The sequence below is a fragment of the Rhodococcus sp. TAF43 genome, from assembly GCF_052113525.1.
GTDB lineage: Bacteria > Actinomycetota > Actinomycetes > Mycobacteriales > Mycobacteriaceae > Prescottella.
In genome coordinates, this window is record NZ_JBFRDL010000015.1 from 15,687 (window position 1) to 42,491 (window position 26,805).

Here is a 26,805-nt window from a genome sequence, read left to right on the forward strand (position 1 = left end):
TGCACATGTCGAATCAGGGGTACGACGACGAACTGCAGCACGAGCAGAGCTACGTGACCGGGCTCTACGCACGGCTCGACGCCGAACGCGCGCGGGTGAAGGGCAGGTACGGCGCGGCGTTGCGGGGACACGACGGGACACTCGTGGATCGGGAGGCCGAGGTGCGCGCGCTGGCCACCGAAGTGAAGCGGCTGGACGTGGCCGACAACGGGTTGTGTTTCGGCCGACTGGACTCCGTGTCCGGAGATCGTTCGTACATCGGCCGCATCGGCCTGTTCGACGAGACGAACGAGTTCGAACCGCTGTTGCTCGACTGGCGGGCACCGGCGGCCCGCGCGTTCTACGTCGCCACCGCCGCGAGCCCGGAGAACATGCGTCGGCGTCGCCAGTTCCACACACGGGGGCGTCGAGTGGTCAGCTTCACCGACGAGGTCCTCGGCCGCCCCGACGGTGACGAGCGGGCCGACGGCGCGGCACGGGGAGACTCCGCCCTGCTCGCGGCGGTCAACGCACCGCGCGGTGACGGGATGCGCGACATCGTGGCGACGATCCAGGCCGAACAGGACCGGATCATCCGGCTCGACCACCCCGGCGTGCTGGTGATCGAGGGCGGCCCGGGCACCGGGAAGACCGTGGTGGCGCTGCACCGCGTCGCGTACCTGCTCTACACGCAGCGAGAGCGGATCGAACGCCACGGCGTGCTCGTGGTCGGACCCAACCCGGCGTTCCTGACCCACATCGGCCGCGTTCTGCCGTCGCTGGGCGAGTCCGACGTGGTCTTCATGACGACGGGCGATTTCATGCCCGGTCTGCGCGTGACCGCCGAGGACGGACCGGAGGCCACGCGACTCAAGGGCTCGCTGAAGATCCTGGACGTGCTCGCGGCCGCGGTAGCCGACCGGCAGCGACTGCCCGAGGATCCCCTGCCGATCGAACTGTCCGACGTCACGGTGCGGATCGACGCCGAGACCGCACAGTGGGCCAGGGAGGAGGCGCGCGCGAGCGGGCGTCCGCACAACGAGGCCCGCGCGGTGTTCGCCGACGTCGTGACCTACGTACTGACCGAACGCGCAATTGCGCGGATCGGCCGGGGCTGGCTGACCCGGAAGGACGAGCAGGCGTGGGAGGAGTTGCGGGCCGACCTGGTCGCCGAGCTCGCCGACCACGATGCGTTCGCCGCAGCGCTCGACGAACTCTGGCCGAGCCTGACGCCGGAAACACTACTGGCACAGCTGTACACGTCCCCCGAACGGCTGCACGCGGCCGGCGCCGACCCGGCGCTGGGACGCGCCGACGGCGACGCCTGGACGGTGTCGGACGTGCCGCTGCTCGACGAACTCGTCGACCTGCTCGGCCCGGACCCGTCGGCCCAGCAGGCCGCCGACCGGGAGCGGAAGGCCGCAGCCGCGGCCGAGGCGTCGTATGCGGCCGGCGTGCTCGACCTCATGGTCGGTCGTGAGGACCACATGGACGACGACGACCATTTGTTCGCAACGGATTTGCTCTATGCCGAGGACCTGGCAGACCGGTTCGTCGAGCACGACACTCGGGAACTCGTCGAACGTGCTGCCGCGGACCGGGACTGGACCTACCGGCACGTCGTGGTCGACGAGGCCCAGGAACTGTCCGAAATGGACTGGCGGGTGCTGATGCGGCGCTGCCCGAGCCGATCCTTCACCGTGGTGGGCGATCTCGCCCAGCGCCGGTCGGCGGCCGGAGCGACCTCGTGGGCCACGATGCTGGATCCGTACGTGCCCGACCGCTGGGTCTACCGGGCACTGTCGGTGAACTACCGCACCCCGGCGGAGATCATGACCGTCGCCGCCGCGCTGCTCGCCGAGTTCGCGCCCGGAGTCCAGCCGCCGGAGTCGGTCCGTGCGTGCGGGGTCCGACCGTGGTCCAGACGGATCACCGAGGGCGAACTGGCCGCTGCCATCCAGGAATTCGCGGGGGACGAAGCCGGACGCCAGGGGACCAGCGTCGTGATCGGGCCGCCGGGGGTGCCGGGCACGGTGGCGGCGTCGGAGACGAAGGGCCTGGAATTCGACGCCGTCCTGGTGGTGGAGCCGGAACGGATCCTCGCCGACGGCCCCCGCGGCGCGGCCGAGCTCTACGTCGCCCTCACCCGCGCCACCCAACGCCTCGGCGTGCTGCACCAGGGCCCATTGCCGCAGACCCTGACCGGACTCGTCGAGACCGGGACACCTGCCCGGGCCGGGAATCGACCGTCGGCGTAGCGACCGGCGTCGGGCGGATTCACACCACCGGACCCTGCCACAGACGCACCGCGCCCGATCCGTCCGGCCTGCGCAGCTGCGTTCGGTCTCACAGACTGACCGCCGCGAAGTCGAGGCCATCGGACACCGCCGAAACACCGCACGCTTCGAATTCTGCCGAGAACAGCGACCGACCGAACGTCGCGTCGAATACCTCCAGCCCTCCGGGCGACCCGACTTGGACATTTGACCAATTTCGGGAGTGCGCGGGCGCGGCGGCATCTAGGCTTGCCCGTCGTCCCCTCAGCGAACGGAAGTACCGGTGTCCCCACAGCGCCTTGCCTGGCTTGCCACTCTCACCTTGGGCCTGCTGGTCGTCGTCCAGGCCGCCGCGGATCCGAGCGGGCTGCTGAGCCTGGTCGGCTGGACCGGAGCCGACCTGTGGCCGATCCGTGCCCCGTGGCAGATCGCACCGTTCGTCGTCTATCTGCCGGTGCTGCTCGGTGTCACGTGGTGGGCGGTGCGCTCGACCGCCGGGTCGCGCTGGCTGTTCACTGCCGCCGCGTCGAGTGTCGTGCTCGCGGTGATGTTGGCGAAGTTCGCCATGTCGTTGGTGGCGGTGCACGACATCGGGACCGCCGCGTGGGGCGCGGGATTTGCCGCGGCCAAGGCGCTTCCGGCAGCACTGATCGTCGCCGGCGTCGTCGCGGTGGCCGGACGCAACCGCGCTGTCCCCGAGGTCCCCGCCGACGCGCCCCCGGTCCGGGTCGGGGCGCTCGTCTTCGGGGCCGCGGCACCCGTGCTGGCCGGGCAGTGGTGGGCGGGAGCGCCCTACGACCGGTGGATGCCGGCACCGAATCCGATGAACGGGCTGATCGCAACCGTCGGAGGTGTCGCCGTTCTCGTGCTCGGCACGATTGCCTGCCATCGGGTGCTCGGCCGCCGGATATCCGGCGGCCCCGCCGCAACCTTCCTCGCCGGGTGGTTCGCGGCGATGGGCGCGGGCATCCTGCTGGCACTCACCGCGACGATCGTCGGGCTGTTCTCCGATGACGGATTCGCCGGCGACCTCTGGCCGTTGATGTCCGGATACATCCGGTTCGCCGACGGCGTCTCCTACGGCGCCTGCACCGGTTGGATCGTCGGACTCGCCGCGCTCTGGGCGTACCGCCGTCGGGAGCAGCCGGCACCGGTCCCCCACACCGCAGCGTTGATCGGCKCAGTGGCGCTGCTCGCCGTCGCGATCGCCGTGCCGCTCCTCGCCCGGCCCGACGCCGCACCGACCGCCACTGCCTCGCCCGCGGCGGCCGACGCCGCCGACACCGGGGCCCTTCTCCCCCTGCGTGTCTCGGGCGAGGTTATCGCCGACTCCGCCGGCCGTGAGGTGCTGCTCCGCGGAGTCAACGTCAACCAGCTCGTCGACTTCTACGCGCCCCGGCCCGAGGTCCCGTCGACCCTGCCGCTGACCGACGAAGACTTCGCCGGGATCGCCGACCACGGGTTCAACGTGGTCCGCCTGGCACTGTCCTGGTCGGCGCTCGAGCCCGAGCCCGGACGCTACGACGAGGCCTACCTCGACCGGATCGAGCTGGCCGTCGCCCAGGCCAAGGCGCACGGCCTGTACACCGTGCTCGACATGCACCAGGACGGCTGGTCGAACGCCCCGTCCCCCGACGACGTCGACTGCCGACCCGGCACCTCGCCCATGTGGGGCTACGACGGCGCGCCCGAGTGGGCGACGATCACCGACGGCGCGCCGCGTTGCCAGTTCACCGGCCGCGACATCTCGCCCGCCGGCGGCCGCGCCTTCACCAACTTCTACTACGACACCGACGACGTGCAGGAGCACCTGGTCCAAGCCTGGGCGATGCTCGCGGGCAAGTTCAAAGACGAACCGGCTGTCGCCGGGTACGACCTGCTGAACGAGCCGAACTTCGGCGAGTCCGCGCCGCTGACCTCGTCGCTGCTGTTGGGCCGCTTCTACGACCGGACCATCGACGCCATCCGGGCAGCCGGCGCCGAGCAGATCGTCTACTTCGAGCCGAGCATCCTGTGGTCGGGCCTGGGCTTCGACAGCGGCCCGCCGGCCGGCTTCACCGACGATCGCAACATCGTCTTCTCCCCGCACCTGTACGCGGAGTCGATCACCATGGACGCCTCGCTGGGCCTGCCGACGATCGTCAGTATCGAACGGGGCTTCACCCTCGCCGAGCGGGTGGCAGACAAGTACGGGGTCCCGGTCTGGACCGGCGAGTACGGCTACTGGGGCGACGGCCTCGTCGACAACGCCACCCGCTTCGCGAAGGAACAGGACGCGCACGCCCAGGGCGGTGCGTACTGGGTGTGGAAGCAGTCGTGCGGGGACCCGCAGAACGGCATCCAGGAACTGGGCGACGGACTTATGCCGGTCCTGTGCAGCACCGGGGCCGACGCGCCGCGGAATACCGCGCTGCTGGACCAGCTCACCCGCGCCTACCCGCGATTCGCGCCCGGGCGGATCACCCATCTCGCGGCGGACGGGAATCGGTTGGAGCTGACCGGCCGCGCCGGTGACGGCAGCTGCCGGCTCGAGGTCTGGTTCCCCCACGCGGTCGGCACCGGAGCCTCGTTCGTCGACACGTTCGGGATCGACGACATCACGATGACGCCGCTCGGCCGGGGCACGCTGCTGACCGGATGCGCCACCGGCGACTACGAGGTCCATACGGACGGCGCCTGAGGCACTGCCGAACTCGGCTACGGGGCCCGGCGCCCGCCGACCCTCAACGCCGCGGTTCGACGTTCGGCACCTTGACCGATGCAGTGTCGCTGCGCCGCACCGTAGTGCGGTCGGCGCCATATGATGCGAGGGCCCGGCCGCGCGCCTGCGCGGCCGAAGCATGTCGACRCACCCCTGTCCTGGCCCGGATCCACTACCGGACCCGGGGACCACGAGGGCAACGAACCCTCGGATCTGCTGGACAGTCTCCGCCGAACACCTCACCTGGTGTGAGGCGCCGCGTCGCCTCGAGCCGCAAAGGAGTCACATGAACAACGAACTCGCGGATCCGGCAACCGCCGCGATCGCCAAGGGTGACGTCGTGTTCATCGGAAGTTCGGCCGCGCTCGAGGATGCGCGAACGCTGGCAGGCGCTCTCGGTCACCGCCGCGCCGACACCGTGGACAGCAGCATCGACTGCGCCGTGGTCGACGACGACGTCCTCGACGGCATCTGCACGGCAACGCAGGCGGCACTGCTCGTGCAGGTCCGAGCACTGGACGTGCCGGTCCTCACCGTTCACGATGCGCGCACCCGCTTCCGGATCGCAGCCGGGGTCCTGTCGCCGACGTGAGCTGACTCTCAGCCCAACCTTCGTCTTTTCACAGACTCCGGTGCTACAAAAATAAACATGTTGTGGCTGTGGGTCGTACTGGGCGCGTGGATCGTGCTCGCTTGCGGGGCGGCCGTCCTGATCGGACGGTCGATCCGTCGTGCCGACCGCGAGGAGCTCGGGTCGACCCTCGACTGGAATCCTGCCGACCTCGTGTCCGAGGACATCGAACGTCCTCGCGATTCACGGCACTGACCCTCTCCCCTGTCGCCGGATCACCCGGCATGTTCGGTGTCATCCCCACGCGATCTCGCCCGTGCCGAGAGTCGCGGTCGGGCACAGGAATCCGGCTAGGACGACGTCTACCGACGCGGGATCCGGGATCAATCGGACGATTCGACTCCGACACCGGACAATAGCCCAAAAACACGCATTCACCTGGACATTCGCACAGGTAGCGCAGTCTTCGACGATCCCGTACAACTGACGACAGACTCGTGATCTGCAGCACACCGTGCCCGGGGTTTCGCGGGCAGACCACCTACCGAAGGGTGCCCTGGATGCCGCTCCCCATGCCACCGGCCGACTCCGTCTTCCTGCTCGGTGAATCGCGGGAGCATCCCATGCACGTCGGCGGACTGGTCCTGCTGCAGCCACCCGACGGCGCCGAGTCCCACGACGTCCGGGCGATGCTCGACGCCGCCGTCGCCCGGAACGGGGTCACCCCGCTGCTGAGCCAGCGCGCCAGACGCTCCGTTTCGTCACTGGGACAGTGGAGTTGGGAGACCGACACGCAGTTCGACATCGGGCACCACATCCGGCACGACGCGTTGGCGCGGCCCGGCGGGATGCGCGAACTGTCGGCGCTGTTGGCACGGCTGCACGGAACACTGCTGGACCGCAACCGGCCGCGGTGGGAGATGCACCTGATCGAGGGCCTCGCCGACGGCCACTACGCCGTCTACACCAAGATCCACCACAGTGTCACAGATGGTGTGGGCGCGATGCGGTTGCTGCGCCGCTCGCTCAGCATCGACGCCGACAAGCGCGGCATGCCCGCCCCGTGGGAGCCCCGCATCCGGAGCGAACGTCCCACCCGCGACACCGGACTCGTCGATGTCCCCCTCGCCGCCGTCCGCGCCGCCGTGGACGTCATCGGGGAGGCCACCGGTCTGGTCCCCGCACTGACCGGGACGGTGCTCCGCGCGCTGCAGCGGCAGGGCGGGCCGGTTTCGTTCGCAGCACCGCACTCCGCCCTCAACGTGCCGATTACCGGCGCGCGCCAATTCGCTGCGCGCAGTTGGCCACTCGACCGCCTGCGTCTGGTCGCGAAGTACGCCGACGCCACGATCAACGACGTGGTGCTGGCCATGTGCTCCGGCGCCCTCCGCAGCCACCTGACGGAGCGGGGCATGCTCCCCGTCGCTTCGCTGGTCGCGATGGTTCCGGTCTCGCTGCGGGACTCGCGGGAAAGGCCGGAGTCGATTGTCGATCCGAACGACAAGAGCGGCAACGAGATCGGCACCCTCATGTGCAACCTGGGCACCGATCTCGCGGATGCCGGCGACCGGTTGGCGCGGGTGCACCGATCCATGATGGAGGGCAAGGCCTCGCTGCGTGGGATGAGCACCGCACAGATCGTCGCGATGAGCGCGCTCGGCTCGGCACCGCTGGCACTGGACATGCTGTTGGGCCACCACGGTCCCGTCCGACCGCCCTACCACATCGTCATCTCCAACGTGCCCGGCCCCAACGCGCCGCTGTACTGGAACGGTGCCCTCCTCGACGCGCTGTACCCGCTGTCGATCCCGCTCGACGGCCAGGCACTCAACATCACCTGCACCAGCACCGAGGAGTCGATCGCCTTCGGCCTCACCGGGTGCCGCCGCGCGGTGCCGCGTCTCGAGCCGATCCTCGAACACCTCGACCACGAGCTGGCCGCCCTCGAGATCGCCGTCGGCATCTGACGCCCGCGGCGCCGGTGCGTCACGCTTCGAACGGAATCACATTGCCGGCGGCGTCGCGCGCCCCGACACCGGCTTCGATCGCGGTCGCGAGATCGGTGACCGACTCCCACCTGGCCGGCGGTTCGCCGTCGAGGTTGCCGATCGTGAACCACGCTTCGGTGTCGCGGTAGCGGACGAGCCCCCGCCCCAGGGCGTCGACCATGACATCGAGGGCACCGGACACCGTCCCTTCCTCCTCGGTCATGACGGCGGCGCTCACGGGGATCTCGACGATGTCGTTTATACGGACCCTCCTTGACGGACACAATCATCAACGGCGGTGCGCAGGGCGGCCTGCTCGGCGGTGTCGACGGCCAGCCCGTACTTTACCTTGATCTGCAGGTATCGATCGACGTACGCGCACCGGAACTTCCCGGGCGGCAAGTAGTTCGCCGCGTCCTGATCACCCTTCGACCTGTTGGCCGACGGATCGGATGCCGCAAGATTGATCGCGTCGTTGGCGATGCGGCGACGGGTGTCTTCGTCCCGGGTCGCGGCGCCCGACCGCCACGCTTCCGCCAACGCGACGATGTGTTCCGCATCGACGGCCGAGGACTCGGTCATCCACTTGTACGGCTTGAGTTCGCCGGTCTTGCGATCGAGAAATCCGTACTCGTCCCGCCACCCGCCGTCGGAACCGACCGACAGCTCACAGGTCTTCGGATCGAGCCGCACCGACCCCTCCGCGTCGCGCAACATCATCACGTCCCGGGTCGTGCACCGGCTGTACTGCGCGTACTCGGGACCGAACCCGTGTTCAGGCTGGTTCACGTCCCAGTGCGGGAACTGCTCGCGGCTGTACCCGGCCATCGGCAACTCGGGTGCGACCGTCACCTGTGCGAGCAGTTCGGCGAGTTCGCCGACGGCGACCGTGTCCTTCGCCGGCCCCGACTCCGGGCCGTCGACCTTCAACCACTCGTCGACCAGCACGTAGCCGACCGCCATGATCACGGCGAAACAAACTGACGCAGCGACGGTGAGCGCTCGGCGCACGGAGCGGGAGGCGCGAGACAACTTCACTCGGCCACCCCCGCGAGTGCGGACATACAGGACTTGTCGATTCTCACTGCACTCACGGGCGACCCGGATCCTCTTCTCTCGTACATATGTTCGCAGGGAAGATCCTAGACGGCCCGAAAAATCGGCTTGTCACCTGTTACCACACACCGGAATTCGCCCTCGCGTGCTTCCGTGAACTGGGCGTATTGTCCGAACCGGGCCGCTCACCGCCCCGCCCGAGTGCCAGTGTCAGGAGTTCGATGTCCACAAACATGCAGTACGTGAACCTCCCCGGAACCGACCTCGTCGTCTCGACTGTATCGTTGGGCTGCAACAACTTCGGATCGCGTATCGATGCGTCGCAATCCCACGCCGTCGTCGACGCCGCATTCGAGCAGGGCATCACGTTCTTCGACACCGCCGACATCTACTCCACCGGCGAATCCGAGAAGATCCTCGGCGCAGCGCTGGCGGGCCGTCGGGACCGAGCCGTCATCGCTACCAAGTTCGGCGGACCGATGAGCGACGAGGACCGCGGCTCCTCCCCCGCGTACGTCCGACGCGCCTGCGATGCGAGCCTGCGCCGACTCGGGGTCGACCACATCGACCTCTACTACCAGCACATGCCCGACCCGACCGTGCCGATCGAGGACACCCTCGGTGCGCTCGACGAGTTGGTCCGGGCCGGCAAGGTCCGCCACGTCGCGTGCTCCAACAACTCCGCACAGCAGATCGCCGACGCGGTGGGGACCTCCCGCGAACGCGGCCTCACCCGCTTCGTCGCCGCCCAGATCGAGTGGAACCTTCTCGAGCGCAAGGTCGAGAACGACGTCGTGCCGGCCTGCGAGGAACTCGACCTCGCCGTGATCCCGTACTACCCGCTGGCCGCCGGACTGCTCACCGGCAAGTACCGCCGGAACACGGAGTTCCCGGCGGACTCACGCTTCGACAAGTCGGAGTACTTCGCGGCCACCGCGACCGATGCGGCGCTGACCCGGGTCGAGGAACTCCTCACGCTGGCGAGCAAGCTCGACCGTCAGCTGTCCGAGCTCGCGGTCGCGTGGCTCGACGCCAAGCCCCAGGTCGCTTCGGTGTTGATCGGCTCCTCCACCCCCGCCCAGGTCGCCCGCAACACCTCGCACCTGCGTCGTCCGCTCGACGAGGACGAACTGGCACTGATCGACGGGTTCCTCGCACAGCGCTGACTCGGGCCGCACCCGAAAACGCGGTGGGCCCGCTCGATTCGATCGAGCGGGCCCACCGTGACAGTTGCGGAGCGTCAGTCCTGCGCGAGCGGCGGCAGGGTGACGACCTGACCCGCGTACGACAGACCGGCACCGAAGCCGACCAGCAGCGCCAGCTCGCCCGGCTTCGCCTTGCCCGTACGGATCACTTMCTCCATCGCCAGCGGAATCGACGCCGCGGACGTGTTGCCGGTGTCGGCGATGTCGTCGGACACCGGCACCGACTCGGGCAGCTTGATGCTGCGCGCGATGACCTCGTTGATGCGACCGTTCGCCTGGTGCGGGATGAACGCGCCCAGATCCTCCATCGCGACCCCGGCCCGCTCGAGTGCCTGCGTGGCGACCTTGCCCATCTCGAAGGCGGCCCAGCGGAACACCGCGGTGCCCTCCATCTTGATCCACGGACGCTGCGACGGATCGTTGGCGAACGAGAGCCAGTCCGGCTCCTGGCGGATGGCCTGCGACTGCGAGCCGTCGGAGCCCCACACCACGGGGCCGATGCCCGCGACGTCGCTCGGACCCACGACGACCGCGCCCGCACCGTCACCGAAGATGAAACGCACCGAACGATCGGTGGGCTCGGTGCTGTCGGACATCCGCTCGACGCCGATGACGAGGACGTTCTGCGCGGTGCCGATCCGGACCATGTCGGACGCGATGGACAGCGCGTAGCAGAAGCCCGCGCAGCCGGCGGTGACGTCGAACGCCGCGGCGCCCCCCGTCCCGAGGACGTCGGCGACGATCGCGGCGCACTGCGGCGTCTGCGACGGGTAGGTGGAGGTCGCGACGACGACGGCGCCGATCTGCTCGCCGGTGAGGCCGGCGGCTTCGAGCGCCTTGCGACCGGACGAGATCGCCATCGCGAGCACGCTCTCCTCGTCGTTCGCGAATCGTCGGTTCTTGATCCCGGAACGCGACTGGATCCACTCGTCGGTGGAGTCGATCAGTTCGCAGATCTCTTCGTTGCTCACGACCCGCTGCGGGCGGTAAACACCCAAACCGAGGATGGCGGACTGCCGGACCTCGGTGGAGTTCGAGATCTGCGCACCCATGTTTGGTCTCCTCTACTGCGTATTCTCGCGACGCAGAACGCCACGCGACGACGCCCACGCGGCACCGTCTCCCACGACACGGTACTGCGCCCCACCCGCAGGTTGTGTTACTCGGGTCCCTGTATTCGCGCGTGGCGCGTCGGCCGCCGGCCTGCGGCGTCCTCCGTCCACCGGATCCCACGGGCGGGCGAGGCCCGGGGAGCCGCACCCGCACACCGCGCCGGACAATCCTGCGATACCCGACGGCATTTCCGATTCCGACAATTTCGATACCGCTATCGAAGCATTTGCACCGATGCCGATTTCCCATTCTTCGAATAGCCATTCCTGCTACCGTATTACGCGCTCACCGGAGCATCCAGGCAGTCGAGATCGCGGCCATACCGCCTGGCAGGGGTCTATTTCCACCAAAGATGGGAACATCCGTGAGACGAAGCCGAGTCCGATCCGTCATCGTGTGCGCGATCTGCGCGACCGCATCGTTCGTCGCATTCTCCGGCCCCGCCGCGGCCGATCCCAATACGGTGAATCCCATTCCGGTGCTGAACGGAACGACCGGGGTGCCGATACTCCACGGGCGCAGCCAGGCCGTGGCGCAGGCCACCGGGCTGCTCAGCGCCAACCGCACCCAGGACTACAACGTGCTCGGCACGGACCTCGGCATCATGTGGGACAATGGGGACGGCCAGGTGCTGACCGCGTTCGGCGACACGGCCGGGCTCGGTATCCCGAATCTCCTCGCGGGCAGCCTGTGGTCCTGGCGCAGCAACATCCTCGTCCGCAGCTCCGACCGCGATCTCGCCGACGGAATGACCTTCGACAGCTCGCCGCGCGACATCCTCGGCCAGTCCAAGGAGCTGGTGCCGAGCCCGAAGATCCCGTTCGTCGAGATCAGCCGCATCCCGACCGCCGGGGTCGCGGCCGACGGGGTCCAGTACATGAGCCTCATGTCGGTGAAGGAGTGGGACGAGCCGGGCAAGTGGAAGACCAACTACTCCGAACTCGCTTTCTCCACCGACAACGGCGAGAACTGGGTGGAGGCGCCCGAGACCCGCCGACCGCCCGTGGGCGGAAACGCCAACTTCCAGATGGGCGCATTCGTCGAGGACGGCGGCTTCGTCTACCAGTACGGCACGCCCGCCGGCCGCGGTGGTCTGGTCTACCTCGCCCGAGTCCCGGAGAAGCAGATCCGCGACCTCGGCGCCTACGAGTACTGGGACGGCGGCAAGTGGGTGGCGAAGAACCCCGACGTGGCCGCACCCATCGTCTTCGGCGGCGTCGGCGAGATATCGGTGCAGTACAACGCGTTCCTCGGGCAGTACCTGCTGCTCACCACCGACAACCGGAACTCCGTCGTGATGCGCCGCGCACCGGCGCCCACCGGACCGTGGGGGCCCGCCGAGGTCCTCGTGGACGGCAACGAACTGGGATCGATGTACGGGGCGTACATCCACCCGTGGTCGTCCGGGCCGGACCTCTACTTCCTCACCACCGTGCACTCCAACTACAACGTCCTGCTCATGCACACGACACTGCAGAAGTGAGCCGAACGTCCCGTCACTGCTACCGTCCCAAGCAAACACTTGGTATCGACCGTGTCAGTGAGCGAGGAGACGACGTGGAGCAGCAGACGAGCACCGATCCCCGCGGTGAGATCCAGGATCTCCTGGCCCGCATCGCGCAGCTCGCCGACGACGGCACCGTCGAGGACTACCTCGACAGCTTCACCGCCGACGCCGTCTGGGAGTCGCAGCCCAACCCGGTGACGGGCATGGTCGCGCAACTCTGCGAGGGCGTCGCGTCGATCGAGGAGGGTGTGCGCGAACGGCGAGCCGGCGGCGTCCAGGGGCCGGGCACGTCGAGTCGGCACGTGATCACGACCGTCTCGGTGTCGCTGGACTCGGACATCGAGGCGTCGTCGACGGCGTACTGGCTGTTCTTCCGCGACACCACGAGCGAGCCGCGACTCGCGGGTGTCGGGCGATACGACGACACGCACCGGTTCGAGGACGGTCGCTGGAAGCTGGCCCACCGGCGCATCACCGTCGGCTGACGCCCCGCGCTTTGCGCACTTGTCGTTGATTTCGAGGCCCCCCGAGATCGATAAGTGCGCAAATCGCGAACGGGGGATGAACGATCGCGAGGACACCGAGAGCCCACCCCGCCGGGCGATACCGTCATCCCCATGAATGCACAGGACTGGGACGAACGCTATTCACAGGCCGACATGGTGTGGGGCACGCCGCCGAATCCGGTGGTGGTCGAGTTCGTGACATCGCTGCCCGCCGGGCGGGCCCTGGACCTCGCGTGCGGCGAGGGCCGGCACGCGCTGTGGCTCGCGACGCGGGGCTGGGAGACCACCGGCGTCGACTATTCGAAGGTCGCGATCGAGAAGGCCCGGGAGATCGCGAAGCAGTCACCGCGCTCGGTGCAGCAGCGCCTGCATTACGTCTGCGGCGACATCACGACGGCGGATGTGTCGGACTATGACCTGGTCCTCATGATCTTCGTCCACCTCGAACCGACACAGCGGCGCGCGCTTGTGAGTCGCGTCATCGAATCGCTGAAACCTGACGGAACCCTCATGATTCTCGGCCACGACGCAATCAACCTCACGCAGGGCGTCGGCGGCCCGCCCGATCCCGAAATCCTTTACACCCCTGAAGATCTGAAGCATGATCTGGAAGGACGCCTCGACGTCACGGTGGCCGAACGGCGCTATCGCGACGTCGAGGGCGGGACGGCGATCGACGCGCTCCTCGTCGCCCGCAAGCCCACTCTTGGCAGCTAACTTAATCGCGGGTAACATCGGCTAAGTTACCGACGAGTAGCTACTTGGGCGGTACTCACGGAACGCAAGACCGCACCAACGCAGTGCCACTTCAGGGAGAGCAAAACATGGGCCACTACAAGAGCAACGTCCGCGACCTCGAGTTCAACCTGTTCGAGGTACTTGGTCTGGACAAGCCGCTGAGTGAGGGCGTGTGGGGGGATCTCGACGCCGACACCGTCAAGGAGATGCTGTCCGAGGTCGCGCGCCTCGCGGAGGGCCCGCTCGCCGAGGCCTTCGCCGACACCGACCGCAATCCGCCGGTATTCGACCCCGAGAAGCACGAGGCGACCCTGCCGGAGTCCTTCAAGAAGTCGTTCAAGGCGATGTGGGACGCCGAGTGGTACCGCATGGGCCTGAGCGAGGAGATCGGCGGCGTTCCGGTTCCGCGCACGGTGGTGTGGGCCATCGCCGAGATGCTGCTGGGCGCACAGCCCGCCGCGTTCATGTACCAGGCCGGCCCGTCGTTCGCGGACGTGCTCTTCCACAACGGCACGGACGAGCAGAAGCAGTGGGCGGCAACCTGTGTCGAGCGCGGCTGGGGTGCCACCATGGTGCTGACCGAGCCGGACGCCGGTTCCGATGTGGGCGCCGGACGCACCAAGGCCATCAAGCAGGACGACGGCTCCTGGCACATCGAGGGCGTCAAGCGCTTCATCACGTCCGCCACCTCGGACGACCTGTTCGAGAACATCTTCCACCTGGTGCTGGCCCGCCCCGAGGGCGCCGGACCGGGCACCAAGGGCCTGAGCCTGTTCTTCGTCCCGAAGTTCCACTTCGACTTCGAGAAGAACGAGCTCGGCGACCGCAACGGTGTCTTCGTCACCAACGTCGAGCACAAGATGGGCCTCAAGGCGTCCACGACGTGTGAGCTCACGTTCGGCGGCCACGACGTTCCCGCGCAGGGCTGGCTCGTCGGCGAGGTCCACAACGGCATCGCCCAGATGTTCGACGTCATCGAGCACGCTCGAATGATGGTGGGCACCAAGGCCATCTCCACCCTGTCCACCGGCTACCTCAACGCGCGTGACTACGCCAAGGAGCGCGTCCAGGGCTCCGACCTGACGCAGATGACGGACAAGACCGCCCCCCGCGTCACCATCACGCACCACCCGGACGTGCGCCGCAGCCTCGCGATGCAGAAGGCGTACGCCGAGGGCCTGCGCGCGGTGTACCTCTACACCGCCGCGCACCAGGACGACGCGGTCGCCGCGCTGGTCTCCGGCGCCGACAAGGAGACCGCGTTCCGCGTCAACGATCTGCTGCTGCCGATCGTCAAGGGCGTCGGTTCCGAGCGGGCCTACCAGTACCTGACCGAGAGCCTGCAGACCCTCGGCGGCTCCGGCTTCCTGCAGGACTACCCGATCGAGCAGTACATCCGCGACTCGAAGATCGACTCGCTGTACGAGGGCACCACCGCCATCCAGGCGCAGGACTTCTTCTTCCGCAAGATCGCGCGTGACCGCGGCGTCGCCCTGGCCCACGTCGCCGGCGAGATCAAGAAGTTCATCGACAGCGAGGCGGGCAACGGCCGGCTCAAGGCCGAGCGGGCGCTGCTCTCGACCGCCCTCGAGGACGTGCAGGGCATGGCCGCGGTCCTCACCGGGCACCTCATGGGCGCCCAGGAGCAGCCCACCGAGCTGTACAAGGTGGGTCTCGGCTCGGTGCGGTTCCTGATGGCGGTCGGCGACCTGCTGGTCGGCTGGCAGTTGCTGCGTCAGTCCGAGATCGCGATCAAGGCACTCGACGAGGGCGCCTCCGACAAGGACAAGCCGTTCTACGAGGGCAAGGTCGCGACCGCGTCGTTCTTCGCGAAGAACGTGCTGCCCGAGCTGACCGCGACGCGAAACATCCTGTCGCACCTCGACAACGACATCATGGAACTGGACGAGGCCGCGTTCTGATTCCCTGATCTGATGTCCTGATCGACGAAGGAACCCCCGCACACCACGTGTGCGGGGGTTCTTTCGTCGGTGCCCGGGCGCGGGCGGCGCAGGTGTGTTTGGCTGTTGATGTTGATGCCCTGCCACCGAACCCGAGGTTGGTGACCTGCAGTGACCAGCATGGACGACCCGTACTCGCCGCCCGCTCCGCCACCGGCAGTGCTCGCCGAGGGACTGACCCGCCACGGCGCCCTGGGGCCCGTCTTCGGTCCCGTGGACCTGAGGATTCCGTTCGGGGGGCTGGCCGTGATCCAGGGTTTCGCGGGGTCGGGCCGCACGTCCCTGCTGCTCACCCTCGGCGGGCGGATGAAACCGTCGGGCGGGCGCCTCACCGTGCTCGGGCGCACCCGGCCGGCCGCGATCCGGGCGGTGTCCGCGATCGCCGGATTCGCCGGCATCGACACCATCTCCGAATCGGTGACCGTGCGCGATCTGATCACCGAGCAGATCCGCTGGGACGCAACGTGGTACCGGCTGATCCGCCGGGCGGGCCGGCGCGAGCTCGAGCAGGTGTGCGCACCGGTGTTCGGGGATCGGCCGCTGCCGCGGCTCACCGACTACGTCAGTGATCTCGACGAACTGGACGCGATGCTGTTGCGGATCGCCGTCGCCGACACCCAGGTTCCCCCGGTGCTGCTGATCGACGATCTCGAACAGGTGCGGGACGAGACCGAACGCGCCGTGCTGGTCGACCGGCTCGCGGCCCTGGGCGCCCGGCAGACGGTGATCGCGTCCGCGGTCAATCCCCTGCCACCCGGCTCGCCCGCCCACGAGTTCCACCCGCTGGCCGACACGGCCGCGGCCGGGAACGGCTCGATCCCCGGAAGCGAGGAATAGCCATGCTGGCAGGGATGTCGCTCGGTACCGAACTCAAGCGGTTCTCGCGCGGGCTGATGCCGCGGGTCGCGCTCGTGACGATCGTGCTGATGCCGCTGCTGTACGGCGCGCTGTACCTGTGGGCGTTCTGGGATCCGTTCAGCGAGACGGGCAAGATTCCGGTGGCGCTGGTCAACAGCGATCACGGCACCGTCGTGGACGGCAAACCCCTCAACGCCGGAGACCAGGTGGCGCAGGGGCTGATGGACTCCGGCGACCTCGACTTCCACGAGGTGAGCGCGTACGAGGCATCCACCGGCGTCGCGGACGGGCGCTACTACTTCTCGGTGACGCTGCCCGGCGACTTCAGCCGATCCGCGGCGTCCCCCACCGGACCCGATCCGCAGAAGGCCCGGCTGATCTTCACCTACAACGACGCCAACAACTACCTCGGCACGGTCATCGGGCAGAACGCCGCCCAACAGATMCTGAACGTCGTGGGCGCGCAGATCGGTGAACAGTCCGTGGATCAGGCGCTCGTCGGCCTCGGCGCGGCGGGCGACGGACTCCGCCAGGCCGCGGACGGTGCCGGGCAGTTGGCGGCCGGTGCGCAGGCGGCTGACGGTGGCGCACAGCAACTCGCGGTCGGCTCCCGCACGCTGGCCGACGGTCTCACCACCGCGCACTCCGGGGCGACGGCCCTCGCCGACGGCACGGCGCAGCTCTCGGCGGGCATCGACACCGCGTCCGGCGGCGCGACCGCACTGTCCGGGGGACTGGACCAGTTGTCGGGCGCCACAGCCCAACTCGGGAACGGCGCCGGACAGCTCAGCGCCGGTGTGACGCAACTGGTCGCCCAGGTGACCGGCACTCTCGGACCGGCGCTGGACCCGGCCCTGCGCAGGCAGCTCGCGCAGCTCGAGGACGGGGCACAGCAGCTCGCGTTCCAGCTCGGCGACCCGTCGAGCCCCTACCGGTCGGGGATGTACCAGGCCGTCGGCGGCGCCGGCCAGCTGAGCGACGGCCTGACGCAGCTGCAGTCCGGCGGGCAACAGGCGGCGTCGGGCAGCTCGCCGCCGGTACGACTCAGCTGAAGGACGGATCGGGCGAACTCGCGTCCCAGCTGAAACAGGGCAGCGAGCAGGTCCCCGCCTGGGATCCACAGCAGCGCACCGCCGTCGCGCAGACCCTGTCGGCCCCGGTGACGCTGGACCAGCACCACGAGAACCGGGCCAAGACCTTCGGCACCGGGTTCGCGCCGTTCTTCCTGCCGCTGGCGCTGTTCGTGGGCGGCATCATCACGTGGATGCTGTTGCGGCCGGTCCAGACTCGCCCGATCTCGACCGGGCTCGGCGCGATGCGGGTGGTGCTGGCGTCGTACTGGCCGGCCGCGCTGATCGCGATCGCACAGGTGCTGGTGATGTACGTCGTGGTGCACTTCGGTGTAGGACTGGTGCCGGTCTACGTGTTCGGCACCATCGCGTTCCTGGGACTGGTCGGCCTCACCTACATGGCGCTGATCCAGGCGTTCAACGCGATCTTCGGCCCCGCCGTCGGACGCGTCGTCACCCTGGCGTTCCTGATGCTGCAACTGGTGTCGTCCGGCGGCATCTACCCCGTGGAAACCACCGCGAAACCGTTCGAGGTCCTGCACCCGTTCGACCCGATGACATACGCCGTCAACGGGTTACGACAGCTCACCGTCGGCGGCATCGACTCCCGGCTGTGGGTGTCGATCGCGGTGCTCCTCGGGCTGCTGTTGGCATCGCTGGTCGCCAGTTCGCTGTCGGTGCGGCGCGACCGTGCCTGGACGCTGATGCGGCTGCACCCGCCGATCGAGGTGTGAGACACCCTCATGAGCTGAAGGTACCGTTCACACGCCGACAGCGTATGAACGGTCCCTTCAGCTACGGACTCGGGGGCTACCCGCCGGGGGTGGGCGCCGGCGGCGCGCCTTCCCCCGAGGGCTTCGGCGCCGGCTCGTTCGACACGCACTTCACGATCGGGACCGGGTCGTACTTGACCGTCCGGGTGCTGCGCGAGATCTCCGCACCGGTCTTGGCGTCGGCGATGATCCGGGTGTCGCTCGTGGTGAATCCCGGTGCGCCGCCGGACGCCACGCAGTGCGGGCCGGCCGGGAGGCTGATCGTGTTCGGCGACGTCTGATTCGTCCGTCCGCCGGTCACGGATTCGACGTCGACCGTCTTGGTGCCCCAGATGCGCACCGTGATGTTCGAGTTGGTCCCGATGGTCTGGACCATCACGCCCGTCTTGTACGGGTTGCGGAACTTGAGGTCGATCGCGCCCTCGAACACCGTCGCCTCGCGCGCCGCCGGGTAGCGGGAGATGTAGTAGCTGTGCTCGGTGTGTTCGACGTCCTCCATGCCCGCGAAGTACGTGGCGTTGTAGAGGGTGGTCGCGAGCTGACTGATGCCGCCGCCGACCGCCTTGTCCGGGCGGCCGTTGTTGATGATGCCCGAGTCGACATAGCCCTGCGCCGCGCCACGGGGACCGGTCTGGGCATCGAACGAGAAGGTTTCTCCCGGCTTGACGAGCGCGCCGTTGATCTGACTGGCCGCGAGCCGGATGTTGACACCGGACGCGTACTCGAACCCGCCGGTGGTGTACTCGCCGATCACCTCGCGGATGCCGAGCGCATTCGCGCCCTCGGTGGTCAGAGCCGGCTCGACAGGCTCGTAGATCGCGGGAGTGGTTCGCTCACCGGGTGCGGTGAGCAGCGCCGGCAGCGGTTCGAGGGTCTTGGGCCACTGCACCATGTCGCCGGTCACCGACGGGATCACCTGCGGCGAGCCGCTCGCAAGACTGATCTGCGCGTCCTTGGGCTTGACGTCGGTGCTCGCGAGCTGCGGCGCGAGGATTCCGGTGGCCGCCTCGACGTTGTACTGCGGGGACAGACCACCACCGCCGTCCGGAACGAAAGTGAGAACCTTGCCGACCTGGTCCCGTGGCAGCGTCGCGACCGCGCCRTCACGCCCGGTGACCACGACGTTCGCCGCGGCCGCGGGCGTCGCGACGTCGCGCAGCGCGGCATCGACGCCGGCCTGCGTCACCGTCACGTCCACGACGTCGACCGGCAGGTCGACGGTGGTGCCGAAGGCCCAGTCCTCGACGAACATGTCGGCGGCGTCGTCCGTCCGCAGGCTCTGCCCCGGCAACGGTGCGACCGGGACCGGGGTCGCGCCCTCGAACACGACGTTGCCCTCTCGGGGCGCCCGATCCGCTTCTTTCTGCACGCCGGCGATCGCGCCGTCGAGCGCGTTCTCGTCGACCGTCGAGACGAGCCCGACCTCACGGTTGGTGAACAGGGACGCGACGCGGGTGAACGGGTTGACCGGCTGGTCCCCGACACGGTCGAGGGTGGCGGCCCAGTCCACGCCGATACCGGCCTGCGCCGGCACGATCGTGCTCTCCGTGGTCCCGGCGAGCACCGGCACCGGGCTGTCCACTCGCGGGCCGAGTTCGGCGCGCAGCGTCGCCTCGGCCGACGACATGCTCTCGCCGCCGATCTCCACGCCGGCGACGGTGACGCCGCGCGGCACCCGGTCGGCGGAGACCACAAAGTCCACGGCATACGCGATGGCCGCCACTGCCACGACGCCGCCGGCGACCGCGGCATACTTCACCCAGCGCGGCCGCCCCTGCGACTCCGACTCGGGCGTGGTCTCCGACTCCGAAGCAGGCTCGGGAGCGGGCGCGGGCGCGGGCTCCGGCGTCGGCGTCGGCTCGGGATCGGCAGGGGTGATGGCGAAGACCTCGGTGGGGGCCTCGGACGAGACATCCGGTGCGGGCTCGAGGGAGGCGTCCGGTGTCGGCTCGGACGGCACATCCGGCGTGGACTCGGACGGCACATCCGGCGTGGGTTCCGACGAGTCGTCCGGTGTCGGATCATCGGATTCCGACGGCACCGCCGGCATGATCTCGGTGGGATTCTCGTCCGGCTCCGGACCGTCCATGTGGTTTTCGGAACCGTTGTTGCCGTCGCGCTCGTCACTCATCAATGGGCCCTCCTGCCGAATCGACACCGTGCCGGGCCGTCGCGTTGCGTGTTTCTACCCGTGCAGCCTAGTCCTCGGGACTCCGGGCAACCGCTCGGGAATCCCGGTCAGCAGCCGCTGCTCGCATCATTCCATCCGCCCGAAGGGGCGGAGAGCGTAGAGCGGCCCCGTGTGATTGCCAGGTCGGGGGTCAGGCAATAACACGGGGCCGATTGGATTATCGCTCCCCTGCGGACCGCGTTACATCCTCGGTTCGGGTCAGTCGGATTTTCTGCCCGACCGGTCGATCAGACCTCGACGATGGCGGTGACGCCCTGACCGCCGGCCGCGCAGATGGAGATCAGGCCGCGGCCCGACCCCTTCTCCGCCAGCATCTTCGCGAGCGACGCCACGATCCGACCGCCAGTGGCCGCGAACGGGTGACCCGCCGCAAGCGACGATCCGTTGACGTTGAGCTTGGACCGGTCGATGCTGCCCAGGGCTCCGTCCAAGCCCAGGCGCTCCTTGCAGTACTCGTCGGATTCGAACGCCTGCAGCGTCGCCAGCACGACCGACGCGAACGCCTCGTGGATCTCGTAGAAGTCGAAATCCTGCAGCGTGAGACCGTTTCGGGCCAGCAGGCGCGGGATCGCATAGGTCGGCGCCATCAGCAACCCGTCGGCGCCGTGGATGTAGTCGACGGCGGCGGTCTCGGAGTCCACCAGGTGCGCCAGCACCGGCAGGTTCCGCTCGGCGGCCCACTCGTCGGTGGACAACAACACCGCGGAGGCGCCGTCGGTGAGCGGCGTGGAGTTGCCCGCCGTCATGGTCGCGTCGCCCAGCTTGGTACCGAACACCGGCTTGAGCGTCGCGAGCTTGTCGACATTGGAGTCGGGACGCAGGTTGTCGTCGCGGGTCAGGCCCAGGAACGGGGTGACGAGGTCGTCGAAGAATCCACGGTCGTAGGCGGCGGCCATGTTCTTGTGGCTCGCGGCCGCCAACTCGTCCTGGTCCTCGCGGCGGACACCGAACTCCTTCGCGGTGATCGCGGCGTGGTCGCCCATCGACAGCCCCGTGCGCGGCTCACCGTTGCGCGGGATCTCGATGCCCAGCATCGACGGGCGCACCTGGCCGAGCAGCTTGACCCGGTCCGCGGTGGAGCGAGCGCGGTTCATCGAGAGCAGGAACTCGCGCAGTTCGTTGTTGACACCGATCGGCGCATCGGACGTGGTGTCCACACCGCCGCCGACACCGGCCTCGATCCGGCCGGCCGCAATGGCGTCACCGACCGCGATGATCGACTGCAGCCCGGTGCCGCATGCCTGCTGCAGGTCGTACGCCGGGGTGTAGGGGCTCAGCGCGCTGCCGAGCACGCACTCGCGCATGAGGTTGAAGTCGCGGCTGTGCTTGAGGACCGCGCCACCGACGACCATGCCCAGCTGCTCGCCCTGCAGCCCGAAGCGGCTGACCAGCCCGTCCAGCGTCGCGGTGAACATGTCCTGGTTGGACGCATGCGCGTACGCCCGATCCGAGCGCGCGAAGGGAATGCGGTTGCCGCCGACGATGGCGACGGGGCGAAGCTGCCGACCACCGGACTGCGGTGCGGACGCCGGCTTGGCGCTGCGATTACGGGCTCTGCTGGTCACGTCGGTCTCCATGTAGGTGGGGGGATCCCGCTGGAAATCTGCTCGAGATCCGCATGGTCGATCCGCCTCGGCGGTGGGTTCTGCACTCGACATTGAACTTACTCCAGAGTAAGTTCAATGTCGACACCGCACCCGGATGCACGGGTGCCCGATTGCGACAAAGAAGGTGGACCGTGGCAGCCAGCAAGGGCGCTCCCGACCTCTACTCACAGTTCCTCTCGTCCGCGCCGGGCGCGTTCATCGCCAAGCAGGCCGGGTTGCCGCAGCCGGAGAAGCTGCGTCGCTACAAGGCCGGCGAGCCGCCCCTGGCGGGCCCGGTCCTGATCGGCGGCGAGGGGCGTCTGGTGGAGCCGATCCGCGCGCTGCTGTCGGACTACCCGGCCGCGCAGCCGCACGACGACCGCTACGGCGCGCTGGTGTTCGACGCGACCGGCATCGGCCAGGTAACCGAGCTGGTGCAGCTGTTCGAGTTCTTCCAGCCCGTCATCCGCAACCTCGCGCCGTCGGCCCGCGTCGTCGTGCTCGGTACGACGCCGGAGCTTGCATCGGGCGTCGACGAGCAGATCGCCCAGCGTGCGCTCGAGGGCTTCACCCGCAGCGTCGGCAAGGAGATCAAGCGCGGCGCCACCGCCCAGTTGGTCTACGTCTCCCCCGACGCCGCCACCGGCCTGTCCGGCCTCGAGTCCACCCTCCGCTTCCTACTCTCGGCCAAGTCGGCGTTCGTCGACGGCCAGGTGATCCGGGTCGGCGCCGAGGACGCGGTCGCCCCCGCGAGCTGGGACCGCCCGCTCGAGGGCAAGGTCGCCGTCGTGACCGGCGCCGCGCGTGGCATCGGCGCCACCATCGCCGAGGTCCTCGCCCGCGACGGCGCGCAGGTCGTATGCGCCGACATCCCGGCCGCCGGCCAGGCACTGTCCGAGACGGCCAACAAGGTGGGCGGCACGTCCCTCGCACTCGACGTCACGGCGGCCGACGCAGCCGACAAGCTCGCCGAGCACCTGATGGAACGTCACGGCGGCGCGGACATCATCGTCCACAACGCCGGCATCACCCGAGACAAGACGCTCGCGAACATGGACGAGTCCCGCTGGAACAGCGTGATCGGCGTCAACCTCCTTGCCCCGCAAAAGATCACCGACACCCTGGTCGCCAAGGGTGTGCTCCGCGAGGGCGGCCGCGTGGTGGACGTGTCCTCGATCGCCGGCATCGCCGGCAACCGCGGCCAGACCAACTACGGCACCTCGAAGGCCGGCGTCATCGGCCTGGTCCAGGCCACCGCACCGGTGCTGGCCGAGAAGAAGATCACTATCAACGCCGTCGCCCCCGGCTTCATCGAGACCGCGATGACCGCCGCGATCCCGTTCGCGACCCGCGAGGCCGGACGCCGGATGAGCTCGCTGCTGCAGGGCGGCCAGACCGTGGACGTGGCGGAACTGGTGTCGTACTTCGCCAGCCCCGCGTCGGGCGCCGTGACCGGCCAGGTCGTGCGCGTGTGCGGCCAGTCGCTGCTGGGCGCGTGATGACCGGCCGCAAGGGAACACTCGTGCAGTTGCGCGAACAGCCCGGCACCCTCGACAACTACGCACGAGCGGCACTGGGCGCGCTGCCCTTCACCAAGCCCTCCGGCAAGCGCAGCCTGCCGAAGGAGACCCTCGCCCTGCAGGGTCTGCGGGTGGACAGCGCGAACCTTGCCGCATACGCCAAGGTGTGTGGGCTGCGGTTCGGCGACACGCTGCCGATCACGTACCCGTTCACACTCGTCTTCCCGAGCGTCATGCGGCTGCTCACCTCGCGCGATTTCCCCTTCCCTGCAATCGGTTCCGTCCACACCGACAACGTGATCGAGCAACTGCGCCCGATCTCGATGAGCGAGCCGCTGGACCTGAAGGTGCGTGCCGAGAATTTGCGGGCGCACCCCAAGGGCACACAGGTGGATTTCGTCAGCGAGGTCTCGGTGGGCCGGGAACTGGTGTGGCGCCAGGTCAGTACGTTCCTGAAGATGCACCCCACCGGCGCACCCAAGGAGCCGAAGCCCGAACACCCGAGCGAGGTGCCGCCCCCGCCCACCCGCACGTTGCGGGTGGACCAGCGGATCATCAGCCGGTACGCGGCGGTGTCCGGTGACCGGAACCCGATCCATGTATCCGCACTGGGCGCCAAGGCATTCGGCTTCCCGGGCACCATCGCGCACGGCATGTGGAGCGCCGCGGCCGCGCTGCAACTGCTCGAGGGCCGCCTCCCCGAACGGGTGACGTACAGCGTGCGCTTCGGCAAGCCGATCGTGCTGCCGGCCACGGTGAACCTGTACGCCGACCGGACGCCCGACGGCTGGGAACTGGCACTGAAGAATCCGAAGAAGGGCTACCCGCACCTCAGCGCGACCCTGCGGTAGGACCGGTACGCCCGCCCACGCCCGGGTGCAGTCGAGATGCCTCGCCTGCACCCGGGCGTCCGCGTCTGTCGGGGGTCAGGCCTGCCGACCGTCCAATTCGCCTCGCAGACGCGCATTCTCGGCGACGAGTTCGGCGTTGGAGGCCTCCAGTTCGAGGATCTGCCGGATCCCCGTCAGATTGACGCCGGCGTCGACCAGTTCGGACACCCGCGAGAGCCGGTAGATGTCCTCTTCGCTGTAGCGACGCGTGCCACCGCCGGTACGTGACGGCGTGATGAGCCCGCGACGCTCGTACAACCGCAGAGTCTGCGGACCGATTCCGGTCAACTCCGAAGTCACCGAAATTCCGTAGACTCCGCGGGTCGAGCGGGGCGGAGACTGTTGCGTCATCGTGGCCTTCATATCGCGTCGAGGTTGGTCGCGTGGGATTCACGCCCACAGGTGCCCCGTACGGACTCTCGAACGGCCTCTGCGAGCGGTTGCTCAGGCCCCACGGTATCACCGGGACCATACCGAATGTGCGGCAGCAGAGTCAGATTCCTTCACACCCTCCACACGGGTCGTCGGCGCGCCCGATCCTCGACTTCTTACATCTCGAGAATCTCCCCTCTCACCTGCACGGGAGATCCGATCCTCCGGCAGATTCAACATATCTGATTTGGCAGACATAGATTTTGTTGTACGGTTAGGGAGTCAAAGCTTCCAGATGCAAGCGAAGAAGAGTGAGACGGAGAAGTCAGCCCACGCCGAACGAGGCAGGCAGGCGCACTCCACCCCACCGGTCTTCCGAGCCCGAGCGGCGAACCGAGAGGTTTCGTCGACTACGGGTGGGCCGTATCAGAGAAGAAAGGATGACCACACGTGAGTGCGCATCGCCCGACCTTTGCAGGCCGAAAGTCCGCGACATGGTCGCTCAGCACCGAAGAAATCAAGCGCCGCTTGGAGCAGATGTACGGCGGCGACCCGGTCACACCGTCCGCCGACAACAGGCTCAGCGCCGCCTGACAGGCCGCACACCCGCGCAGCGCCCGACCGGCGCGCGCCTTCACGAGGCCCCGAGCCGCGCACAGACGCGATCGGCAGCCGACGAACATTCTCGAGGAGCATCCGATGACCGGAATCCGACCGAACCTCGCACCCCTGGCCGACACCTGGGAATGGCAGCAGCACGGCAACTGCCAGGGCATGAACGAAGCGGTCTTCTTCCCGCCGACCGGCGAACGCGGCAACGCCCGCATGATGCGTGAGCGCCGCGCCAAGGCGATCTGCGCGGCGTGCCCGGTCGTGGCCAAGTGCTTCGAGCACTCCCTCGCGGTGCCGGAACCCTTCGGAGTGTGGGGCGGCGTCGGCGAATCCGAGCGCGCGATGCTTCTCCGGGAACGACGCGCACCGCAACGTGGGGCCGCCTGACCACTCGCCACACCGCCGCCCATCGCGAACGGAATTTCTATCGAAAACGAAAGGGGCGAAACATGATCACCCTCGGCATCATCCTGCTCGTCCTCGGCCTGCTGATCAAGATCCCGATCCTGTGGACCCTCGGTGTCATCGCACTGATCGTCGGCGCCGTGCTGCTCATCCTCGGCGCGGCAGGTCGCGCCGTCGGCGGACGCAAACACTGGTACTGACAGAGCGACGGGCCCCGGGCGGAAACTCCGCCCGGGGCCCGTTCGCAAGGTCTTTGACTACTTCTTCTTGCCGGCCAGACCGCGCCACGCGAGGTTCTCGAGCAACTCGACGGCCGCGGCGACCTTGATCTCGCCACCGGCGACGCGGTCCGCGACCGCCTCGCCCGCGCCGACCAGCGCGACCGCCATGATCGAGAAGTCGGTTCCCGGCTCCGGATCCTTGGTGCTGGACTCGAGCAGCTTGGCGGTCAACTCGATCAACCGGTCGCGGCTGCTGCCGACCTGCGACGCGAACGCCTGCTGACCGATCGCCTGCCGATACAGCACCATCCAGGAACTGCGGTTGTCGTCGACGAAGCCGAGGAAGCCCGTCAGCGCGGCGCGCAGTTGTTCGCGCGGCGGCAGATTGGGATCGCCCGCCGGTGAGATGGCCTCGACGAAACGCAGCCCCTCACGGTGAATACACGCCGCGAACAGTTCGTCCTTGGACCCGTAGTACAGGTACAGCATCGGCTTGGAGATGCTCGCCTTGGCCGCGATCGAGTCCATCGACGCGTCGTGGAACCCGTTGTCGGAGAAGACCTCGACGGCAGCGTCGAGCATCTGCTGCTCACGGACGGCCCTGGGCAGCCGCTTGGTGCCACCAGCCATAATTCCTCCAACCACGGGTAAGAAGTGCCATCTTACTCGATGGTAAGAAGATCAACGGTCACGACAGGAGGCTCCA

General features: G+C 68.5%; 23 protein-coding genes and 1 pseudogene. 17 read left to right on the top strand and 7 right to left on the bottom strand.

All coding sequences use genetic code 11. The features are described from left to right. The first annotated feature begins 5 nt into the window (after positions 1–5). From helR to AB4Z09_RS12500, 5 genes are all read left to right on the top strand, one after another. Positions 6–2,237, top strand: coding sequence for an RNA polymerase recycling motor ATPase HelR (gene helR / locus AB4Z09_RS12480; protein WP_442239825.1), 2,232 nt, complete (start codon positions 6–8; stop codon positions 2,235–2,237). Positions 2,238–2,538: 301 nt separating this feature from the next. Continuing rightward, positions 2,539–4,935, top strand: coding sequence for a glycoside hydrolase family 5 protein (locus AB4Z09_RS12485; RefSeq protein WP_442239826.1), 2,397 nt, complete (start codon positions 2,539–2,541; stop codon positions 4,933–4,935). Between the two features lie 307 nt (positions 4,936–5,242). After that, positions 5,243–5,548 (top strand): hypothetical protein, encoded by a 306-nt coding sequence (locus AB4Z09_RS12490; protein WP_114723351.1) that lies wholly within the window; start codon positions 5,243–5,245, stop codon positions 5,546–5,548. 57 nt (positions 5,549–5,605) lie between these two features. Beyond that, entirely contained in the window at positions 5,606–5,782 is a 177-nt protein-coding gene (locus tag AB4Z09_RS12495; RefSeq protein ID WP_174913240.1) for a hypothetical protein, read from the top strand. 305 nt (positions 5,783–6,087) lie between these two features. Further along, positions 6,088–7,494: a WS/DGAT/MGAT family O-acyltransferase gene (locus tag AB4Z09_RS12500; RefSeq protein ID WP_442239827.1), complete on the top strand. Its 1,407-nt coding sequence runs from the start codon at positions 6,088–6,090 to the stop codon at positions 7,492–7,494. Between the two features lie 19 nt (positions 7,495–7,513). Here AB4Z09_RS12500 and AB4Z09_RS12505 read toward each other — a convergent pair whose 3' ends face one another. After that, on the bottom strand, positions 7,514–7,753 hold the full coding sequence (locus AB4Z09_RS12505) for a hypothetical protein (protein ID WP_254622649.1): 240 nt from the start codon (positions 7,751–7,753) through the stop codon (positions 7,514–7,516). Positions 7,754–7,773: 20 nt separating this feature from the next. Continuing rightward, positions 7,774–8,553, bottom strand: a complete 780-nt coding sequence (locus tag AB4Z09_RS12510) for an HNH endonuclease family protein (protein ID WP_254622650.1) — start codon at positions 8,551–8,553, stop codon at positions 7,774–7,776. A 239-nt stretch (positions 8,554–8,792) separates the two neighbouring features. Here AB4Z09_RS12510 and AB4Z09_RS12515 point away from each other — a divergent pair, with 239 nt between their 5' ends. Continuing rightward, the gene (locus tag AB4Z09_RS12515) at positions 8,793–9,737 is read left to right on the top strand and encodes an aldo/keto reductase (RefSeq protein WP_442239828.1); all 945 of its coding nucleotides are present in this window, start codon (positions 8,793–8,795) and stop codon (positions 9,735–9,737) included. Positions 9,738–9,811: 74 nt separating this feature from the next. On the opposite strand, the gene AB4Z09_RS12520 is transcribed toward AB4Z09_RS12515, so the two are convergent. Then, positions 9,812–10,828, bottom strand: a complete 1,017-nt coding sequence (locus AB4Z09_RS12520) for a beta-ketoacyl-ACP synthase III (RefSeq protein ID WP_442239829.1) — start codon at positions 10,826–10,828, stop codon at positions 9,812–9,814. 413 nt (positions 10,829–11,241) lie between these two features. Here AB4Z09_RS12520 and AB4Z09_RS12525 point away from each other — a divergent pair, with 413 nt between their 5' ends. The 6 genes and pseudogenes from AB4Z09_RS12525 (at position 11,242) to AB4Z09_RS12550 (ending at position 18,263) form a co-directional block, all read left to right on the top strand. Then, complete coding sequence (locus AB4Z09_RS12525) at positions 11,242–12,372, top strand: DUF4185 domain-containing protein (RefSeq protein ID WP_442239830.1); 1,131 nt, start codon at positions 11,242–11,244, stop codon at positions 12,370–12,372. A gap of 74 nt (positions 12,373–12,446) precedes the next feature. Then, positions 12,447–12,881, top strand: a complete 435-nt coding sequence (locus tag AB4Z09_RS12530) for a nuclear transport factor 2 family protein (protein WP_442239831.1) — start codon at positions 12,447–12,449, stop codon at positions 12,879–12,881. A 132-nt stretch (positions 12,882–13,013) separates the two neighbouring features. Beyond that, on the top strand, positions 13,014–13,619 hold the full coding sequence (locus tag AB4Z09_RS12535; RefSeq protein WP_114723345.1) for a class I SAM-dependent methyltransferase: 606 nt from the start codon (positions 13,014–13,016) through the stop codon (positions 13,617–13,619). Positions 13,620–13,726: 107 nt separating this feature from the next. Then, positions 13,727–15,562, top strand: a complete 1,836-nt coding sequence (locus AB4Z09_RS12540; protein WP_174913251.1) for an acyl-CoA dehydrogenase — start codon at positions 13,727–13,729, stop codon at positions 15,560–15,562. Positions 15,563–15,721: 159 nt separating this feature from the next. Continuing rightward, positions 15,722–16,438, top strand: a complete 717-nt coding sequence (locus tag AB4Z09_RS12545; RefSeq protein ID WP_442239848.1) for a hypothetical protein — start codon at positions 15,722–15,724, stop codon at positions 16,436–16,438. Positions 16,439–16,440: 2 nt separating this feature from the next. Next, positions 16,441–18,263 (top strand): annotated as a pseudogene (locus tag AB4Z09_RS12550) (YhgE/Pip family protein). Positions 18,264–18,339: 76 nt separating this feature from the next. Here the strand turns inward: AB4Z09_RS12550 and AB4Z09_RS12555 are convergent. Then, entirely contained in the window at positions 18,340–20,433 is a 2,094-nt protein-coding gene (locus AB4Z09_RS12555; RefSeq protein WP_442239832.1) for a VanW family protein, read from the bottom strand. A 287-nt stretch (positions 20,434–20,720) separates the two neighbouring features. Then, positions 20,721–22,058 (bottom strand): acetyl-CoA C-acetyltransferase, encoded by a 1,338-nt coding sequence (locus tag AB4Z09_RS12560; protein WP_174913256.1) that lies wholly within the window; start codon positions 22,056–22,058, stop codon positions 20,721–20,723. 173 nt (positions 22,059–22,231) lie between these two features. On the opposite strand from AB4Z09_RS12560, the gene AB4Z09_RS12565 reads away from it, so the two are divergent. Next, a complete protein-coding gene (locus tag AB4Z09_RS12565) occupies positions 22,232–23,578 on the top strand; it encodes a 3-oxoacyl-ACP reductase (RefSeq protein ID WP_174913258.1) in 1,347 nt (448 codons plus the stop codon). Further along, positions 23,578–24,450 (top strand): MaoC/PaaZ C-terminal domain-containing protein, encoded by an 873-nt coding sequence (locus AB4Z09_RS12570; protein WP_114723339.1) that lies wholly within the window; start codon positions 23,578–23,580, stop codon positions 24,448–24,450. The genes AB4Z09_RS12565 and AB4Z09_RS12570 overlap by 1 nt, the downstream gene beginning before the upstream one ends. 75 nt (positions 24,451–24,525) lie before the next feature. Here AB4Z09_RS12570 and AB4Z09_RS12575 read toward each other — a convergent pair whose 3' ends face one another. Continuing rightward, on the bottom strand, positions 24,526–24,852 hold the full coding sequence (locus AB4Z09_RS12575) for a MerR family transcriptional regulator (protein WP_114723338.1): 327 nt from the start codon (positions 24,850–24,852) through the stop codon (positions 24,526–24,528). Between the two features lie 459 nt (positions 24,853–25,311). On the opposite strand from AB4Z09_RS12575, the gene AB4Z09_RS12580 reads away from it, so the two are divergent. From AB4Z09_RS12580 to AB4Z09_RS12590, 3 genes are all read left to right on the top strand, one after another. Beyond that, positions 25,312–25,455 (top strand): hypothetical protein, encoded by a 144-nt coding sequence (locus AB4Z09_RS12580; protein ID WP_174913260.1) that lies wholly within the window; start codon positions 25,312–25,314, stop codon positions 25,453–25,455. A 105-nt stretch (positions 25,456–25,560) separates the two neighbouring features. Beyond that, on the top strand, positions 25,561–25,860 hold the full coding sequence (locus tag AB4Z09_RS12585; RefSeq protein ID WP_114723337.1) for a WhiB family transcriptional regulator: 300 nt from the start codon (positions 25,561–25,563) through the stop codon (positions 25,858–25,860). A 62-nt stretch (positions 25,861–25,922) separates the two neighbouring features. Further along, the gene (locus AB4Z09_RS12590) at positions 25,923–26,078 is read left to right on the top strand and encodes a DUF6131 family protein (RefSeq protein WP_174913263.1); all 156 of its coding nucleotides are present in this window, start codon (positions 25,923–25,925) and stop codon (positions 26,076–26,078) included. Between the two features lie 57 nt (positions 26,079–26,135). Here AB4Z09_RS12590 and AB4Z09_RS12595 read toward each other — a convergent pair whose 3' ends face one another. Then, entirely contained in the window at positions 26,136–26,729 is a 594-nt protein-coding gene (locus tag AB4Z09_RS12595; protein WP_114723336.1) for a TetR/AcrR family transcriptional regulator, read from the bottom strand. Positions 26,730–26,805 lie beyond the last annotated feature (76 nt).

Bases quoted from the DNA above. Each gene is read 5' to 3' on its own strand.
- AB4Z09_RS12575 (WP_114723338.1), bottom strand. From the start codon at position 24,852: ATGAAGGCCACGATGACGCAACAGTCTCCGCCCCGCTCGACCCGCGGA.
- AB4Z09_RS12535 (WP_114723345.1), top strand. From the start codon at position 13,014: ATGAATGCACAGGACTGGGACGAACGCTATTCACAGGCCGACATGGTG.
- AB4Z09_RS12525 (WP_442239830.1), top strand. From the start codon at position 11,242: ATGGGAACATCCGTGAGACGAAGCCGAGTCCGATCCGTCATCGTGTGC.
- AB4Z09_RS12490 (WP_114723351.1), top strand. From the start codon at position 5,243: ATGAACAACGAACTCGCGGATCCGGCAACCGCCGCGATCGCCAAGGGT.
- AB4Z09_RS12540 (WP_174913251.1), top strand. From the start codon at position 13,727: ATGGGCCACTACAAGAGCAACGTCCGCGACCTCGAGTTCAACCTGTTC.
- AB4Z09_RS12585 (WP_114723337.1), top strand. From the start codon at position 25,561: ATGACCGGAATCCGACCGAACCTCGCACCCCTGGCCGACACCTGGGAA.
- AB4Z09_RS12590 (WP_174913263.1), top strand. From the start codon at position 25,923: ATGATCACCCTCGGCATCATCCTGCTCGTCCTCGGCCTGCTGATCAAG.
- helR (WP_442239825.1), top strand. From the start codon at position 6: ATGTCGAATCAGGGGTACGACGACGAACTGCAGCACGAGCAGAGCTAC.
- AB4Z09_RS12500 (WP_442239827.1), top strand. From the start codon at position 6,088: ATGCCGCTCCCCATGCCACCGGCCGACTCCGTCTTCCTGCTCGGTGAA.
- AB4Z09_RS12545 (WP_442239848.1), top strand. From the start codon at position 15,722: ATGGACGACCCGTACTCGCCGCCCGCTCCGCCACCGGCAGTGCTCGCC.
- AB4Z09_RS12570 (WP_114723339.1), top strand. From the start codon at position 23,578: ATGACCGGCCGCAAGGGAACACTCGTGCAGTTGCGCGAACAGCCCGGC.
- AB4Z09_RS12595 (WP_114723336.1), bottom strand. From the start codon at position 26,729: ATGGCTGGTGGCACCAAGCGGCTGCCCAGGGCCGTCCGTGAGCAGCAG.
- AB4Z09_RS12495 (WP_174913240.1), top strand. From the start codon at position 5,606: ATGTTGTGGCTGTGGGTCGTACTGGGCGCGTGGATCGTGCTCGCTTGC.
- AB4Z09_RS12515 (WP_442239828.1), top strand. From the start codon at position 8,793: ATGTCCACAAACATGCAGTACGTGAACCTCCCCGGAACCGACCTCGTC.